The organism is Phenylobacterium sp. (genome assembly GCF_030693805.1).
Classification (GTDB): domain Bacteria; phylum Pseudomonadota; class Alphaproteobacteria; order Caulobacterales; family Caulobacteraceae; genus Phenylobacterium.
On the sequence record NZ_JAUXZW010000111.1, the window covers coordinates 1 to 15,675 of the forward strand.

Sequence of the window (15,675 nt, forward strand, 5' to 3'; positions counted from 1 at the left end):
CGGGAGCGACACCGTGATCAGCTTCCTGGACGGGTCGTCGATCCGGCTGGCGAACTACGCCTACGAGGACTTCGTCGGCGCCTGACGAGGACGGGGCGAGCGTTCAGCTCGCCCCTGGCCCACGACCCCGTCAGAACGGCAGGATGTTGCGCTGACGGCTGTAGGCCAGATAGCCGATGTTGGCGCCCAGGCGCAGGCCGACGCCGGCGCGGATGGGGGCGAGCGTGATCTCGTCGGCGCGCTGGTAGTTCACGCCCATGCCGCCCAGCAGATAGGCCGAGCCCTCGACGCCCGGGAAACGCTGGAAGATCGCGTCCGGGAACTGGAGGTTGTAGCAGAGGGTGAAGACGCGGCTGGCGTTGCCGCCGATGTCCCAGCCGATCGACGGGCCCTGCCAGAACAGCTCCTGGGTGGGTCGGTTTTTCATGTACAGCAGACCGCGGCCGTAGCGTGCGCCGACGGTGATGGCGCCGGAGGCTTCCTCGCCGGCGATGTAGGCGGTGGGCCGGCCGTATTCGCCGAACACCCGCTCGATCACGCCGCCGGCCGTTTCCGCGGTGACGCCCAGGAAATCCGAGACGTTGGTGACGATCTCTTCGCGCGAATAGGTCTCTGCGACCTGAGTGTTCGGGTCGGCGGGCTGCGAGCGCGGCGGCCTCGGGCTCGACACCGGTCCAAGGCCTGGGCCCTGGTTGTACGGATCACGCGGCCGCGCCGTGGCGCACCCGGCGGAGCCCAGGACGGCGATGCCTGAAATGATCAGCTTGCGGCGATCCATGGACGCGTCTCTCCTAAAGGTATGAGCCAGCCTCCCATCCCCTGGCGTTCTGAATGCGGCGGCGTGGATTAAGACGCGGTTAAGCATGACGACCGCCGCGCGGACGCGCACTCGCACGCCCGCCCGAATGTGCTAGACGCTGGCGCCATGACGACCCCGCTCGAACGCATCCGCAACTTTTCCATCGTGGCCCACATCGACCACGGCAAGTCTACGCTGTCCGACCGGCTGATCCAGGAGACCGGCGGGCTGACCGCGCGCGAGATGAAGGAGCAGGTGCTCGACTCCATGGAGATCGAGCGCGAGCGCGGCATCACCATCAAGGCCCAGACGGTGCGGCTGAACTACCGCGCCAAGGACGGCCTGGACTACGTCCTGAACCTGATGGACACGCCCGGCCACGTCGACTTCGCCTACGAGGTCAGCCGCAGCCTGGCCGCGTGCGAGGGCTCGATCCTGGTGGTGGACGCGAGCCAGGGGGTCGAGGCTCAGACGCTGGCCAACGTCTATCAGGCGATCGACAACAACCACGAGATCGTGCCCGTGCTGAACAAGATCGACCTGCCGGCTGCGGAGCCCGAGCGGGTGCGCCAGCAGATCGAGGACGTGATCGGCATCGACGCCTCGGAGGCTGTGCTGGCCTCCGCCAAAAGCGGCGTCGGCATCGTCGACGTGCTGGAGGCGGTGGTCGCCCGCCTGCCCGCGCCCAAGGGTGACCGTGACGCGCCGCTGAAGGCCCTGCTGGTCGACGCCTGGTACGACGCCTACCTGGGCGTTGTGGTGCTGGTGCGGGTGTTCGACGGCACGCTGCGCTCGGGCCAGAAGGTGCGGATGATGAACGCCGGCGCCACCTACCAGGTGGATCGCATCGGCGTGTTCCTGCCCAAGCAGACCGAGCTCGAGGAGCTGGGCCCGGGCGAGATCGGCTTCATCACCGCCCAGATCAAGCAGGTGGCCGACGCGGCCGTGGGCGACACCATCACCGACGAGCGGCGCCAGACCGAGAAGGCGCTGACCGGTTTCCGCGAAGTGCAGCCGGTCGTGTTCTGCGGCCTGTTCCCGGTGGACGCCGCCGACTTCGAGGACCTGCGCGCGGCGATCGGGCGCCTGCGCCTGAACGACGCCTCGTTCACCTACGAGATGGAGACCAGCGCGGCGCTGGGCTTCGGCTTCCGCTGCGGGTTCCTGGGCCTCCTTCACCTGGAGATCATCCAGGAGCGGCTCTCCCGCGAATTCGACCTGGACCTGATCGCGACCGCGCCCAGCGTGGTCTACAAGATCGGCATGACCGACGGCTCGGTCGTCGACCTGCATAACCCGGCCGACCTGCCCGATCCGGTGAAGATCGCCTCGATCGCCGAGCCGTGGATCAAGGCCACCATCCTGACCCCGGACGAGTACCTGGGCGCGGTGATCAAGCTGTGCCAGGACCGCCGCGGCGAGCAGCGGGAGCTGTCCTATGTCGGCAGCCGCGCCATGGCGGTCTACGACCTGCCGCTGAACGAGGTGGTGTTCGATTTCTACGACCGGCTGAAGAGCATCTCCAAGGGCTACGCCTCGTTCGACTATCAGATCGAGGGATACCGCGACGGCGACCTGGTGAAGATGTCGATCCTGGTCAATTCCGAGCCGGTGGATGCGCTGTCCATGCTGGTCCACCGCGACCGCGCCGAGGCGCGCGGCCGTTCGATGGTCGAGCGGATGAAGGACCTGATCCCGCCGCACATGTTCCAGATCCCGCTGCAGGCGGCGATCGGCGGGCGGATCGTGGCGCGCGAGACGATCCGGGCGCTGCGCAAGGACGTGACCGCCAAGTGCTACGGCGGCGACGCCAGCCGCAAGCGCAAGCTGCTGGACAAGCAGAAGGCCGGCAAGAAGCGCATGCGCCAGTTCGGCAAGGTGGAGATCCCACAGGAGGCGTTCATCGCCGCCCTGAAGATGGACGCCGACTAGGTCGTGGTGCTGCAGCGGTCAGCGGATTGATCGCAACGCGGCCTTCAGGCTAAGAGTCATCAAGCTTCACCATTGAGTCGATCTGGAGATGACTTCGATGCGCCTTGTGATCCTCGCCGCCGCTTTCGGCGCAGCCCTGCTGGTCAGCGCTTGCAACACCGTTTCCGGCGTCGGAGAGGACGTCCAGGCGGCCGGCAAGGCCGTGACCACCACAGCGGAAGACGCCAAGCGCTGACGCGTACGGGCCTCGCGGCTCAGGTCTTGAGGTTCGGGACTCACGTTCATTGAGCGCCCCTGCGGCGTCGCGCCACCTACCGGGCAGGGCTTCGCGGAGTCATATGGACGTTCATGTCCCGTCGTCCTTCCTTGTTGCAGGCTATAGCGCGTGGCGTGCGTGGGCGCTGTCCTGCGTGTGGGGACGGCCCGCTGTTCTGGCGCTACCTGAAGGTCACGCCGCGTTGCGAGGCCTGCGGCCATGAGCTCGGTCGCCACCCCGCCGACGATGGCCCCGCCTATCTGACAATCCTGATCGTCGGTCACCTAGTCGTGGCGCCGCTGCTGTTCTTCCCGATCATCTGGCAGGCGTCGCCGGCGATCGTGCTGCCAGCAACCCTGATACCCCTGGCCGCCGTGACGCTTGCATTGTTGCCACGTGTCAAGGGCGGCTTCATCGGCGTGCTCTACGTCCTTGGGGTCAAGGATACCGACGCCCACCTCCACACCGCCGACCCCGCCAGTCGCTGCTGAACCTTCGCCGCCGCGCGTGGGCGGAACCTCTGCTGTTCGAACCCGTTTGCGACTCCCGACGGGGACAACGGCTGAGGAGAAGACGACGATGTCTTTGGGCACCATCCTACTGATCATCCTGATCATCGCTTTGATCGGCGCGCTGCCCAGCTGGGGCTATAGCCGTAACTGGGGTTATTTTCCGAGCGGCGGCTTGGGACTTTTGCTTGTGATTATCATTATCTTGATCCTGATGGGTCGAATATAGACTTCGCAAGCCTGATCGAGTTCCAGGAGGCGGTCGCGCGGAACGCGTGACCGCCTCCTGGCTACTTCCGGCGCCGGCGCCCCGTTGACGCCTTCACGCGACATCAAATCTCGCTAGCATTGCGCCGAACGGGTCGGGGGACGTGCATGGCGGCGACGGAGACGGCGGCTGACGCCCAAGCGCCAAGGGACGTGGCGATGGGGACCGGGTCCTGGGCGCGCGCCAAGGCGATCCTCGGCGGTTCCGCCGGCAATCTGGTCGAGTGGTACGACTGGTTCGCCTACTCGTCCTTCGCCCTCTATTTCGCACCGCATTTCTTCCCCAAGGGCGATCAGACCGCCCAGCTTCTGCAGGCTGCGGCGGTGTTCGCCGTGGGATTTCTGGCGCGCCCCGTCGGCGCCTGGGCGATGGGGCTCTACGCCGATCGCGCCGGGCGGCGAACCGCACTGATGGTCGCCGTCTTGATGATGTGCGTCGGCTCCCTGGTGATCGCACTGATGCCCACCTACGCCCAGATCGGCGCGTTCGCACCGGCCGGACTGTTGCTCGCGCGTGTGCTGCAGGGGTTGTCGGTGGGCGGAGAGTACGGCGCCAGCGCCACCTACATGTCCGAGGTGGCCGGCAAGACCCGGCGCGGTTTCTGGTCCAGCTTCCAGTTCGTGACCATGATCATGGGCCAGCTGGTGGCCATCGCCATCCTGCTGCTGCTGCAGGCGACGCTGTCGCCGGAAGACCTCGACACCTGGGGCTGGCGCATACCGTTCCTGATCGGCGGGGTGATGGCGGTGGTGGTGTTCTGGATCCGCCGCGGCCTGAAGGAGACCGCGTCCTACACCGCCTCCAAGGAAGCCGGGCACGAGCGCGCCCACACCATGATGCTGTTCCGCGATCATCCACGCGAGACGGCGATCACCTTCGGCCTGACGGCCGGCGGCTCCTTGGCCTTCTACGCCTACACGACCTACATGCAGAAGTTCCTGGTCAACACGACCGGCTTCGCCAAGACCACCGCCACGGCGATCATCGCGGCGGGCCTCGTCACCTTCATGCTCGCCTTGCCTCTGATCGGCTGGCTATCCGACAAGTTCAGCCGCAAGGCGACATTGATCTTCTGCTTCGGCTGCGGGGCTGCGTTCACCTACCCGCTGATGTCGGCGATCAGCCGCGTCGACAACGCCTTCTCGGCCTATCTGATGGTCACCGCCCTGATGATCATCATCTCAGGCTATTCGGCGGTGAGCGCAGCGGTGAAGTCCGAACTTTTTCCCGCCAATGTCCGGGCGCTGGGCGTCGCCCTGCCCTACGCCACCGCGAACGCTGTGTTCGGCGGCACAGCGGAGTACGCCGCGCTATGGTTCAAGCAGCAGAACCACGAGAGCTATTTCTACATCTACGTCTCGGTGATGATGGCGGTGTCGCTGGCGATCGGCCTGCGGCTGCGCAACACCAACCGCACGAGCTTGATCCTTGAGGATTGACGTCTTCGGACCTGGGAACCTGGCCGCGCTCGGCGTCTTCGCGGTCTGCTGGCTGGGCTATCAGCCGCTGCAGCGGCTGCTGCTGCGCCGGCGCAACACGCTGCACACCGACATGACGGTGATCCGTGGGGCGTGGATGCGCAACATGGCGCTGCGCGACAACCGGTTCATGGACGGCCAATTGCTGGCCCAGACGCTGAACTCGGCCAGCTTCTTCGCCTCGTCGAACCTGCTGCTGATCGCCGCCGCCGCCGGCGTACTGTTCGGCGGCGAGGCCACCTTCCGCAGCGCGTCCAGCCTGCTGGTGATCAAGACCTCCAGCCGCCTGCTGTTCGAGGCGCAACTGGCCCTGGTGATCGTCGCGCTGGCCCGCGGCCTGCTCGATTTCATCTGGTCGATCCGCCAGATGAACTACTGCCTGGCGGTGATGGGAGCAGCGCCGCTCGCCTCGACGGCCGAGGAGGCGGAACAGTACGGCGCGGTGGCCGCGCGGCTGATCAATCCGGCGCTGTCGAGCTTCAACTCCGGCGTCAGGGGCTACTACTTCGCCCTGGCCGCCGCGGCCTGGCTGTTCGGGCCGATCGCCCTGGGCGTCGCCAGCGTGGGGGCCCTGGTGCTGCTGGTGTGGCGTCAGCGCCGATCGCCGGCCGCCAACGCCATCGCCGACCTGCGCAGGCTGTTGGACGGCTAGCCGAGGCCGAGGCCGCGGCGCACGGCGCGGGTCAGCTTCGTAGCGACCAGGACGTGGGCGTTGCGCAGCAGGTCGCGCGCTTCATCCACGTCCAGCGCCGCCAGGTCATCGAAGCGCACCCATTTCGCCCGCGCGAGATAGGGCGCCGGACGCGCCTGCCCGTCCTGCGTCAACGCCTCGTAGGCGATGTCGCTGACCTTGATCGACAGCCCCCCGCCCGAACCCGCGACGGCGAACATCTTGCCGCCGATCTTGTAGACGTGATCGCCGCCCCACTGGACGTCCATGGTGACGGCGGCGAGCGCGCGGCAGGCGGCGTCGAGCGCCGCAGGCGTCACGCCCCGACGCCGGTCCCGATCGGGCAGACGACGCCCGTGCCGCCGACGCCGCAATAGCCGTTGGGGTTCTTGGCCAGGTACTGCTGGTGATGGTCCTCGGCGAAATAGAACGGGCCAGCCGGCGCGATCTCCGTGCTCACCTGGCCGTAGCCGCGCGAGCTCAACGCCGGCTGGTAGGCGAGCTTGGAGGCCTCAGCCGCCTGCAGTTGAGCATCGTCAGCGGCATAGATCCCGGAGCGGTACTGGGTGCCCACGTCGTTGCCCTGGCGCATGCCCTGGGTCGGATCGTGGCCCTCCCAGAACACTTTCAGCAGTTGCGGGTAGGTGATCACCTTGGGATCGTAGACCACAAGCACACCCTCGGTGTGGCCGGTGCGGCCGCTGCAGACCTCCTCGTAGGTGGGATTGGGCGTGGAGCCGCCCACGTAGCCGACGGCGGTCACCCAGACCCCTGGCAGGTTCCAGAACATTCGCTCGACACCCCAGAAGCAGCCCATGGCGAACACCGCGGTCTGGGAGCCTTCAGGATACGGCCCCTTCAGCGGGTGGCCGTTGATGAAATGGATCTCGGCGGTGGGAAGCGGGTGCGCGCGACCGGGCAGCGCAGTGTCGGCGGTGGGAAGCTCAAGCGTCTTCTTGAGGAAGAACATGGGGGGCGTCCTCGGCTGGCGTGAAGCTCCAACATAGGCGCCGCGCACGCCGATTGCACCCGCCCGCGCGAGCGCGAACGCCTGACGGCTTCTAACCCTTGCCGCGCCGGGGCTCATGAGTATATTGCGCGCCTCCCGGCGGGACGCCCTGGCGGCGCGGGGTGAGGTGGCCGAGTGGTTGAAGGCGCACGCTTGGAAAGCGTGTTTAGGTGAAAGCCTAACGTGGGTTCGAATCCCACTCTCACCGCCAACCACCCCTGGAAGTGTTCTCTAAGATCCCTGATCTGGCATAAGGGGCGGAACACCCGCGCCTATTTGGCCCCAAGCCGCCGGCAGGCAGGGCTCTTGCGCCGCCATTCCCCGCGCAATCGAGCCAATTGCCGCGCCCGTCTCTGGCCGTCCGCGATCCGGTGGAGTTTCCCTGATACCGGTATTAACAGCGAATATCTGAAAAAATCGCTATCCGTTTCGAGACCAGGATGTGAGGTCGAACCTACGGTTTTGGCCGACTAATCAGGCACTTACCGGCAGACACAGCGGCGTGTACCCCGCGAAATAACAGGGATCTTTTTTGCGGATTACAGGGAAAATATTCCTGCGGAACAGGGACCGACCACGACGGCAACAGGGATCATTTTTCTAGCAGACCCAAGCGCTCCCGTTGCGCGGCCCACGACGTCGGAAACGCCACGTGGACCAGCATTTCGAGGTTTGTCCCGATCGGTTGACGGCCCTCTAGGATCAGGCGCTGTATTTCGGGCGCGAGGAAGGCGAGCCGGCTGAGCTTGCGGTCATAGGCGCTTTTCGGAGCCCGCGCGCCGTGGAGGTCAATGGTTCCGTCGGAGCACCGCCACCCCATGGCGGCCGCCAGCCGATGGGCCTGTCTCAAGCCGCGGATCAGCACAGGATCGCGCCGGCGCTTGCGCTGGGATTCCGATCCCGCCGGCGGAACGATCCGGGTTCGCCCTCCCCTAATGCGGCACCGGATAGGCAGGGTCAGCATCACCCGCGCCGGATCGTCATGAACCGGGTCGCAGCCGGCGAGCGCCGACCGGCCCACCTTGGAGCGCATCAGGATCACCCGCACAGCCTCCGCTTCAATCTCAATTCGTGAAACCGACGCCAGCAGATCGTTCAGGCTGGCGTCTACGGCCGCGCCCAGCGGCGCGATCAACTGGTCGCGCAGCAAGGCTTCGATCTCCGAGGCGGGCACGCGATGGATCGCATTGGCGTTCGGTTTGACCGGGCGCCCGCACTGCAGGGGCGAGGAGACATAGTAGCGGTAGATCTGTCCGTTCCGACCGCGCGTGAAGCTCGGGCTCATCGGCGCGCCTTCCGCGTCAAACAGCAGCCCCCTCAAGCACATGGTCGCAGCTTTCAGCGGTCGCTCGCGCCATTGAGCGCGATGCTCGCCGAGCTTGGCTTGTACCGCGTCAAAGAGCGCCGCCTCGATGATGGCGGGATGGCGCCCCGGATAGGACTTTTCACGATGTGGGATTTCACCGAGGTAGGTCCGGTTCTTCAGAAGATAGAAGAGCGCGCCGCGCGATAGTCGGGCGCCACCCACGTCGCGGCCATTCTTCGCCGTCCACAGCTTGGACCGAATGCCTTCCGCGTCGAGCCAAGCCTCCAGCGCGTGCACCGATCCCAGCGCCAGATAGGTTTGGAAGATCATGCGCACGGTCACCGCTTCGATTGGATCGACCACCAGCGCGCGGGATTGCGTGTCTATCGGTGCGGCATAACCGAGCGGCAGGTTACCGCCCATCCACATGCCCTTGGCCTTGGAGGCGGCGATCTTGTCGCGAATTCGCTCGCCGGTGACTTCTCGCTCGAACTGAGCGAACGACAGTAGGACGTTCAAGGTCAGTCGACCCATGGAGGTGGTGGTGTTGAACGCCTGAGTTACCGAGACGAAGGAAGCGCCCGCGGCATCCAGCCGATCAACGATCTTGGCGAAGTCGCTGAGTGAACGGGTCAGGCGATCGACCTTGTAGACGACGACCGTATCGATCCGGCGGCGATCGACGTCGGCCAAGAGTTTATCTAGCCCGGGACGGGTCATGGTCCCGCCGGAAAAACCGCCATCATCGTAGACCATGGGCAGGACCCGCCAGCCCTCGGCGACCTGACTCTTGATGTAGGCCTCACAAGCCTCCCGCTGAGCGTGAAGGCTGTTGAAGGCCTGGTCGAGCCCCTCCTCCGAACTTTTGCGGGTGTAGATCGCGCATCGAACTACCTTCGTGGCGGGAGCGGCCTTGCTCATCCCGCGGCCGCCTCCCCTCGCAATCCGAAGAACCTTGGCCCGTTCCAACGAACGCCGGTGATATGCCGAGCCACCTCGGAAAGGCTGCGATAGTGATCACCCTGATAAAGAAACTCGCCCTCGCTCGTAACGATCACCTCATGTGCGATCCCGTCCCACTCTCTCACCAAGCGGGTTCCAGCCGTGGGCGCCGGCGCGGTCCTGACGCCCGCCGGGCGGCGAAGCGCACGGCGGAGGTCCACGTCCAGACCGCCTTGATCGTCGGCCTGGATGCGCCAGGCCAGCACTAGGGCCAAAAGCTCCGGCGAGCGCAGCGCTGGCGCGGCCCCATAGCGGCTTCGCCAGCGATCTCGCAGTTCCTCAAGACTCAGGCCTTCGAATTCCACATCGCGAGGGATCATCCCTCCGGCCCCGCGGCGTCGGTGACTGAGTAGCGGGTGACGCCGTTGGAGCGGACCGCAGTCAGGGTCAGGTCTGAGCGCTTCTTCAGCGTACCGGCGATCAATCCGCGGATTGAGTGGACCTGCCAGCCAACAGCAGCGGCAAGGTCGGCAGCCGTTGCGCCGCCATTCGTCCGCATCAGCGCAATCAACGCATCGGTACGGGTTACCCGACGCTCGGGGGCTGGCTCGACAATAGTGGGGTCTTCTATGGGCGCCGCGGCTTTGGCGCGGCCGCGTCCTGGTTGCTTGGCCATGATGGTGATCGTCCTTTGCTCGCCTGGGACCGGGCTGGCCCCACCGAGCAGAGCCCGGACTGGGCCGGGCTGGACGCGAACAGCAATGCTCGCCCGACGGGCGGTGTCCAGTCTTCAGTGGGGGGTCAGCCCCCCTTCCCCTAAAATTCGGTTGGGGGGCCAGTCCCCTTATGTATACCTCGTAGCACTCCTCGCATTCTAATCAGATTATACCCACCGTTGATCCAGGATTAATCAGTGGTTAATTGATGTTTTGCCCTGCAAAATGGACTATGTTTTCGATACGAATTGCAGATGCTCAGAATCGTGCTAGCCATTCGGCATGAAACACACTGATTCACTTACCATCGAGCACATCCCGCCAGGATCGCTAAAGCCCTATTCGCGCAACGCACGGCGGCACACCGCAAAGCAGATCAAACAAATCGCTGACAGCATCCAACGCTTTGGGTTCACCAATCCCGTGCTGATCAGCGACGAAGGTGAGATCATCTGCGGCCACGGACGCGTAGCGGCCGCCAAGCAGTTGGGTCTGGAGGGCGTTCCGACCCTTAAACTCTCCAATCTCAGCGAGACGGAGCGTCGCGCCTATGTGATCGCAGATAATAAGCTCGCGCTGAATGCTGGTTGGGACGAGGAACTTCTGGCCATCGAACTGCAGGCGCTTGTCGATCTGGATTTCGATCTCACCCTCACCGGCTTCTCGCTCGCGGAGGTCGACTTTCGCATAGACGCCGCCCATGACGCCGATCCGAGGGCAACGAGGGGACCTGAAGACGACATCCCGCCCACGGCGGAACACGCCGTTACTCGTCGCGGTGAGATCTGGACGCTGGGTCGCCATCGGTTGATCTGCGGAGACGCGCGCGAGATGGACGATTACCGGCGCCTCCTCGACGACAAGCGCGCCGATCTGATCTTCACCGATCCACCGTACAATGTGCCGATCGACGGCCATGTGACTGGCCTCGGGCGCATTCGGCATCGCGAATTCGCCATGGGCGCCGGGGAAATGTCGATGGACGCCTTCACCGACTTCCTCACGGGCACGCTGGGGCCGATGGCTCAGTTCAGCCGTGACGGTGCAATCGCCTTCGTGTGCATGGACTGGCGTCACATGGGGGAATTGCTGGCGGCGGGCGCTGCGGTGTTCAGCGAGCTCAAGAACGTGGTGGTCTGGAACAAGACCAACGGCGGCATGGGAACCTTCTACCGCTCGAAGCATGAGCTGGTGTTCGTTTTCAAGGCTGGAACGGCGCCGCATACCAACAACTTCGGCCTAGGCGACGGCGGTCGCTACCGAACCAACGTCTGGGACTATCCAGGTGTCAGCAGCATGGGCGCCGAACGAGGCGAGGCGCTGGCGATGCATCCGACCGTGAAGCCTACAGCATTGGTCGTCGACGCCATCAAGGATTGCTCCAGGCGCGGCGACCTTGTGCTGGACGCCTTCGCGGGATCCGGCACGACGTTGATCGCAGCCGAAAAATGCGGGCGCTCAGCCCGATTGATCGAGTTTGACCCACTCTATTGCGACACCATTTTGCGTCGCTTTGAGCGCGTCACCGGCAAGCCCGCCCTGCTCACAGACGGGGGGGCCACTTTTGAGAACGTCGAAGCCATGCGTCGCAAGGAGGCCGCGGAATGAGTGGATCTAAGGATGACGATGCGCCTGAGCCGGCCAAGGCTGGCTACGGCCAACCGCCCCGTGAGCATCAATTTCAGAAGGGCAAATCAGGCAATCCGCGGGGTCGGCCGCGGAAGAACCGCTCACCTGAGCCTTTCGATCCGATCATCGACGCTAGTATGGAGAGTTACGTTCTAAGCGAAGCTCTCAGGTCTGTGCAGATCAAAGAGAATGGCAAGATTATTCAACTGCCGGCAATCCAGGCCGTTCTCCGCAGTATGACCGTGTCGGCGCTCAAGGGTGATCATAAGGCGCAGATGGCGATAACAACTTTGGTAAAAACCACATACGACGACCTATTCGAAGCACGCGCAGACACCTATGAAAAAGCCACTAAGTACAAGGCTGAATGCAAGGAAATATTTGAAGAGCACGACCGTGCAGGTAAAACGCGGCCTGTAATGATCCCTGATCCAGCGGATATCGCCATCAATGAGAACACGCTTAAGGTTCTGTACAATGGGCCTGGAAGTGAAGACGAAGCGGCGCTGTGGGCCACACAGCGCGCCATTGCAGTGGAGGCGGAGCAGGACCTCGCATTCTACAAGGACCTGAAGGACCGGAAGGGTACGGATTCCGGAATTGAGTCGGAGCTCAAGCACGCACAAATGAGATTGGACGCTGCCAATGGTCTATTTCCCGACGAGGCCACGCGGCGCAAGCCGGGATTTGATTTACAGAAATGGCGCAGTACGCATCCGGGCTTGCAGGCGATCTTAGCGCGGGCGCTTGAACGAGAACGACGAGGAGAGGTCGGCCTCGCGAAATTCAAACCAGGCGTCCAGATCGACCCAAAGTGACCGCTTCCGCCATTCCCCGGGCGTGGCAGGCCGGGTTAGACGCCGCTACGCGGCCTCGGCCAGAATCAGCAAGGGTTGCACAGCCGCGACGATGTCCTGGTGTTCCGCCTCGCGCACCGCACGCCCAACGTTCAGGCGCAGGTATAGGCGGCTCGAGGGCCGCCTTAGCAGCACGGCCGCCGAGGCCGCCCTGACCTCGAGGAGGCTTCGCGCGATGCCGCAGCAGACGACCTCATCCGGGCTGAACTCCGAACTGATCCACACGAAGTTGCCGGCCTGCGCCGGCAATTCGCTCAGGTCCTCGCAGAGCCTAAAGCGATAGACGGCGCCCGATGCGCCCACCAGTTCGCGAAAGCGGTTCATGCCGCCACCTTAGCCACGCCTACGAGTCGCGGCCAGGGTGCCAAACGACGCGGCGAGGTGGGCCAGCGGTCCTCTGCCAAGCCCTCGCGCCAGCCGCGGCCGCCTCGTCGAACAGCCTGAGAATCTCCTCCTGCTGGTTCATGGCCTTAGGGTTGGCCGAGAGTTCCGACCCGATCGTGATCAGGCGGCGCGGTTCATCGCCGTCGGCAAAATCTTCGTCCTGGGCTGAGGAGGCGGCCATGGGTTCACCACCGCTCCGTTCAGCGGCGACGTCCACGGCCAGCTTTTCGCCGCTAAGCCAAGGGCCCGCGTCCTAGGAGCGCGCGAGGATCTTCGCCTTCATCTCCTGGAACTCAGAGTCGCTGACCGCGCCCTGATCGAAGAGCACCTTGGCCTTGGCGATTTCGTCGGCCATCTCCCCGCCGCCTCGTTCGCCGCCGGAGCCCGTGTTGACGATCACGCCTCCAGACGCCGCACGCACCTCTTCGATTGCGCGGACGCGACGCTTTTCTTCCCAGGCCTGCTCTTCAGACTGCGCCGCGGCGTACATTTTCGAGGCCGGGTCGCTGGGTATGCCGTCCACCGAGATCGCCGGCAGCGAGCGGTTCAAATGGGTGAACTTCAAATTCGAGCCGAAGAGGCCGCTGAGGATGTTCTCGTCGATGGTGACGTCGAGCAGATCCTTCCACTGGATGTCGGCCATCTTGAAGCCACCCAACAGGCCACGCTTGATGAGGATGGTGCGACTAGTCGTGATCACCACCGCGTCGCGGCGATGAAAGAACGCGAACGCGCGGTGCTGCAGGGATTGGCCGATGACGGTTTCGTCGCCCATCAACACCTTGGCGACGATCGCCTTGGACTTCTCGGCTCGTCCGCCGGCGCCTACGAAAACGCAAAGCAGCCACAGCCCCAGTAGCGGAATCCCAAAGATCGAGGCGACGAGCGCGCCTGCGACGATCAAGAACCCGAGAATTTGAAATAGCCCCTTCATGGATCAACGCCCCTTCTTGACGGGGAACGTCGCGCCATTGGCTCACACCCCGCCTGGTGATCGGGGAGTTGGAAAGCCTCCGCTAGGAGAGCCGCGACAGTCTTTAGGCTTGCACCCTGGACATACACTGCCGCCTCCCCGACCGCATGGTCGAGGAGTGCTGGTAACGGCTGCACACGAGCCGCTAGCGGAGGGGTTTCCACGCCCCAGGGAGCCATTTGGCTCACCCGCGCGCACCATGGCTCGGAAGAGGCGTGGGCTCAAGTCGAGGTCGACCTAAGCGCGAGTGCGCTAGCGTGTGTGCTGTAAGGAGCCCAACAGACGGCGGCGCTCGATGGGCCTAAGCTTAACGTAAGGGCATGCGCTTCCTTGGCTGCCCTGCAGGCCTGGACGTGTCCGAAAAGGAGGGGCAGATGAAGACCATCTCGATCAAAGCGGCGGCGCAAGGGTGGATGCTGCGTAGCGACGCCATCGCGACCGAACAGTTCTTCAGCAGCGGCGCGTCCGCGGAGAGCGCCGCAATCCGGCTGGCGCAGGGCCTGGCGGACGCAGGCGAGAACAGCAGCATCGAAATACATCTGCGTGACGGCTCACTCGGCAGGCGCTTCGTAGTCCCGGCGCTGCCCGCGCGGCCAAGCGTTACGAACTGATCTCCGAGTTGGGTGTTAGGCGAGAGATCGCGCCCACCTCAAGAGCGGAGATGATGTTATGGAGCCGATGACGCCTATGGCTCCGATGCAGCCCATGAAGCCGATGGAGCCGCTCAAGTTCGATCCGCCGTGGTGGCCGACCGAGCTTGGACAACCCTCCTCCAGTGGCGCTCAAAACGGCATGCGCTACGCGTTCTTTCCCGCGAAGCGCAGGCTGCTTGTGGAGCGCGACGGAAAGAAGACCGTGTACGACAGCGGCGAGCACCATATCTCCGGTGTTGCTCAGCAGTCCGGCTCCTCGTCGGCGCTGGTGTTTACGAGCCAGGCTGGACCAGTTGCGCTTGAGACGTTGCGCCGTGCTGAGAGCGGTTAGACGCTCTCCCCTCGCCTTTCCCGTCTAGGGGCGGATTATGCGGCAAGCAGCCGAGATCCTTTGCTTTGAGACCCGCGGTCGCGGATTGATCGACATCACCGATCGCGTCGCTCCCTGGGTCGCAGCCGCGATGAAGTCATCCGCTGTTAACGGACCCGCCTAAGGACACGATCAAGGCCTCGGCGGCTGGGTGACCGATCATCCGTACCGATGCCTGGCGTTAGGATTCCAGACGACTGCAGAATGTCCTTGAACTTCAGTGCTTGCGGTCGATCTCTTTCTCGATCGCGTCCGCCTTAGCGTCGGCCGCGTCCTCGACCGCATCCGCCTGCCTATTCAGCGCGTCCTTCTGCACAGCGCTCGGCGCGGCGTCGGCTTGACGCTCCAGCGCGTCGGCCTGCGCTTCGCCTTGCGCTTCAACGGCATCGGCTTGGCGATGCCCAGCGTCTTCCTCTGGACCGCTGCAAGCCGCGGCAAGGGTGAGCGTGCCAGCAAGCGCGGCAAGGGCGAGGATACGGGTCATAGCGCCTCCGGTGTTTCCATCCTGGCCAGAACGCAAGAGTTCGGTTTTGGTCCCCGCGGTTACGCATTCCAGATGATGACGATCCTCGCGATGCGACTGGTGGAACGTCCACTCTGCGCCCGCCGGGCATGGCGGCTAAACGCCGACGGGTGTTGTCTGTGTCATTGAGGCAAGTTCGACTGAACTCATCGAGCGGACAGCCCCACCTGTGATACCTGCGGCGACCTGAACGGTCGAAAGGCACCTGTAGACGATAGCGCTTCCCAGGCCGGAATAATGGTGTTCCAGAACGTTTGTTTCTGAGAGGCTGTTTGGAAAAGGCGTGAGCGGTGATTCCGCTTCATCGTGGTCTGTGATTCAAGCTCGGGATGTGGACCGAGCAGAGCCGTGGCCGGATGGCCAAGATCGCGAAGAAGACCAAGCGATATCCATCTGATCTG

The 15,675-nt window shown here is 64.3% G+C and carries 20 protein-coding genes and 1 tRNA gene; 11 read left to right on the forward strand and 10 right to left on the reverse strand.

The window, feature by feature from the left end; all coding sequences use genetic code 11:
• Positions 1 to 130 precede the first annotated feature (130 nt).
• Positions 131 to 778, reverse strand: coding sequence for a DUF1134 domain-containing protein (locus Q8M88_RS04760; RefSeq protein ID WP_305595100.1), 648 nt, complete (start codon positions 776 to 778; stop codon positions 131 to 133).
• Positions 779 to 925: 147 nt separating this feature from the next.
• On the opposite strand from Q8M88_RS04760, the gene lepA reads away from it, so the two are divergent.
• From lepA to Q8M88_RS04790, 6 genes are all read left to right on the forward strand, one after another.
• The gene (gene lepA / locus Q8M88_RS04765) at positions 926 to 2,731 is read left to right on the forward strand and encodes a translation elongation factor 4 (protein ID WP_305595101.1); all 1,806 of its coding nucleotides are present in this window, start codon (positions 926 to 928) and stop codon (positions 2,729 to 2,731) included.
• 97 nt (positions 2,732 to 2,828) lie between these two features.
• Positions 2,829 to 2,966 (forward strand): entericidin A/B family lipoprotein, encoded by a 138-nt coding sequence (locus tag Q8M88_RS04770; protein WP_305595102.1) that lies wholly within the window; start codon positions 2,829 to 2,831, stop codon positions 2,964 to 2,966.
• Between the two features lie 113 nt (positions 2,967 to 3,079).
• Complete coding sequence (locus Q8M88_RS04775; RefSeq protein WP_305595103.1) at positions 3,080 to 3,478, forward strand: DUF983 domain-containing protein; 399 nt, start codon at positions 3,080 to 3,082, stop codon at positions 3,476 to 3,478.
• 88 nt (positions 3,479 to 3,566) lie between these two features.
• Positions 3,567 to 3,725, forward strand: a complete 159-nt coding sequence (locus Q8M88_RS04780) for a DUF3309 family protein (RefSeq protein ID WP_305595104.1) — start codon at positions 3,567 to 3,569, stop codon at positions 3,723 to 3,725.
• A gap of 146 nt (positions 3,726 to 3,871) precedes the next feature.
• On the forward strand, positions 3,872 to 5,203 hold the full coding sequence (locus tag Q8M88_RS04785) for an MFS transporter (RefSeq protein ID WP_371132629.1): 1,332 nt from the start codon (positions 3,872 to 3,874) through the stop codon (positions 5,201 to 5,203).
• Positions 5,193 to 5,894 carry a DUF599 domain-containing protein gene (locus tag Q8M88_RS04790; RefSeq protein WP_305595105.1) on the forward strand — a complete coding sequence of 234 codons (702 nt, stop codon included), beginning with the start codon at positions 5,193 to 5,195 and terminating at the stop codon, positions 5,892 to 5,894. Before Q8M88_RS04785 ends, Q8M88_RS04790 begins: the two co-directional genes overlap by 11 nt.
• Here the strand turns inward: Q8M88_RS04790 and Q8M88_RS04795 are convergent.
• Both Q8M88_RS04795 and msrA read right to left on the reverse strand, forming a co-directional pair.
• On the reverse strand, positions 5,891 to 6,232 hold the full coding sequence (locus tag Q8M88_RS04795) for an MmcQ/YjbR family DNA-binding protein (protein ID WP_305595106.1): 342 nt from the start codon (positions 6,230 to 6,232) through the stop codon (positions 5,891 to 5,893). The genes Q8M88_RS04790 and Q8M88_RS04795 overlap by 4 nt on opposite strands.
• Positions 6,229 to 6,882, reverse strand: a complete 654-nt coding sequence (gene msrA, locus Q8M88_RS04800; protein ID WP_305595107.1) for a peptide-methionine (S)-S-oxide reductase MsrA — start codon at positions 6,880 to 6,882, stop codon at positions 6,229 to 6,231. The genes Q8M88_RS04795 and msrA overlap by 4 nt, the downstream gene beginning before the upstream one ends.
• A 160-nt stretch (positions 6,883 to 7,042) precedes the next feature.
• Here msrA and Q8M88_RS04805 point away from each other — a divergent pair.
• Positions 7,043 to 7,132: transfer RNA gene (locus tag Q8M88_RS04805), tRNA-Ser, on the forward strand.
• A 381-nt stretch (positions 7,133 to 7,513) separates the two neighbouring features.
• Here Q8M88_RS04805 and Q8M88_RS04810 read toward each other — a convergent pair.
• The 3 genes from Q8M88_RS04810 to Q8M88_RS04820 are packed head-to-tail and all read right to left on the reverse strand — an operon-like array spanning position 7,514 to position 9,845.
• Positions 7,514 to 9,148, reverse strand: a complete 1,635-nt coding sequence (locus Q8M88_RS04810; RefSeq protein ID WP_305595108.1) for a recombinase family protein — start codon at positions 9,146 to 9,148, stop codon at positions 7,514 to 7,516.
• Positions 9,145 to 9,549: a DUF2924 domain-containing protein gene (locus Q8M88_RS04815; RefSeq protein ID WP_305595109.1), complete on the reverse strand. Its 405-nt coding sequence runs from the start codon at positions 9,547 to 9,549 to the stop codon at positions 9,145 to 9,147. The genes Q8M88_RS04810 and Q8M88_RS04815 overlap by 4 nt, the downstream gene beginning before the upstream one ends.
• Positions 9,546 to 9,845 carry a DUF3489 domain-containing protein gene (locus tag Q8M88_RS04820; protein ID WP_305595110.1) on the reverse strand — a complete coding sequence of 100 codons (300 nt, stop codon included), beginning with the start codon at positions 9,843 to 9,845 and terminating at the stop codon, positions 9,546 to 9,548. The genes Q8M88_RS04815 and Q8M88_RS04820 overlap by 4 nt, the downstream gene beginning before the upstream one ends.
• A gap of 322 nt (positions 9,846 to 10,167) precedes the next feature.
• On the opposite strand from Q8M88_RS04820, the gene Q8M88_RS04825 reads away from it, so the two are divergent.
• Positions 10,168 to 11,493 (forward strand): DNA methyltransferase, encoded by a 1,326-nt coding sequence (locus tag Q8M88_RS04825; protein ID WP_305595111.1) that lies wholly within the window; start codon positions 10,168 to 10,170, stop codon positions 11,491 to 11,493.
• Positions 11,490 to 12,332 (forward strand): DUF5681 domain-containing protein, encoded by an 843-nt coding sequence (locus Q8M88_RS04830; protein ID WP_305595112.1) that lies wholly within the window; start codon positions 11,490 to 11,492, stop codon positions 12,330 to 12,332. The genes Q8M88_RS04825 and Q8M88_RS04830 overlap by 4 nt, the downstream gene beginning before the upstream one ends.
• 45 nt (positions 12,333 to 12,377) lie before the next feature.
• On the opposite strand, the gene Q8M88_RS04835 is transcribed toward Q8M88_RS04830, so the two are convergent.
• Together Q8M88_RS04835 and Q8M88_RS04840 are read right to left on the reverse strand one after the other, a co-directional pair.
• Entirely contained in the window at positions 12,378 to 12,695 is a 318-nt protein-coding gene (locus Q8M88_RS04835; protein ID WP_305595113.1) for a hypothetical protein, read from the reverse strand.
• A 313-nt stretch (positions 12,696 to 13,008) separates the two neighbouring features.
• Positions 13,009 to 13,689, reverse strand: coding sequence for an SHOCT domain-containing protein (locus tag Q8M88_RS04840; RefSeq protein WP_305595114.1), 681 nt, complete (start codon positions 13,687 to 13,689; stop codon positions 13,009 to 13,011).
• A 413-nt stretch (positions 13,690 to 14,102) separates the two neighbouring features.
• Here Q8M88_RS04840 and Q8M88_RS04845 point away from each other — a divergent pair, with 413 nt between their 5' ends.
• Entirely contained in the window at positions 14,103 to 14,339 is a 237-nt protein-coding gene (locus Q8M88_RS04845; RefSeq protein WP_305595116.1) for a hypothetical protein, read from the forward strand.
• 58 nt (positions 14,340 to 14,397) lie between these two features.
• The gene (locus tag Q8M88_RS04850; protein WP_305595117.1) at positions 14,398 to 14,712 is read left to right on the forward strand and encodes a hypothetical protein; all 315 of its coding nucleotides are present in this window, start codon (positions 14,398 to 14,400) and stop codon (positions 14,710 to 14,712) included.
• Positions 14,713 to 14,968: 256 nt separating this feature from the next.
• Here the strand turns inward: Q8M88_RS04850 and Q8M88_RS04855 are convergent, their stop codons facing one another.
• The gene (locus Q8M88_RS04855; RefSeq protein WP_305595118.1) at positions 14,969 to 15,235 is read right to left on the reverse strand and encodes a hypothetical protein; all 267 of its coding nucleotides are present in this window, start codon (positions 15,233 to 15,235) and stop codon (positions 14,969 to 14,971) included.
• A gap of 185 nt (positions 15,236 to 15,420) precedes the next feature.
• Positions 15,421 to 15,675 (reverse strand): hypothetical protein (locus Q8M88_RS04860; RefSeq protein WP_305595119.1); only part of this gene is annotated, 255 nt, incomplete at its 5' end.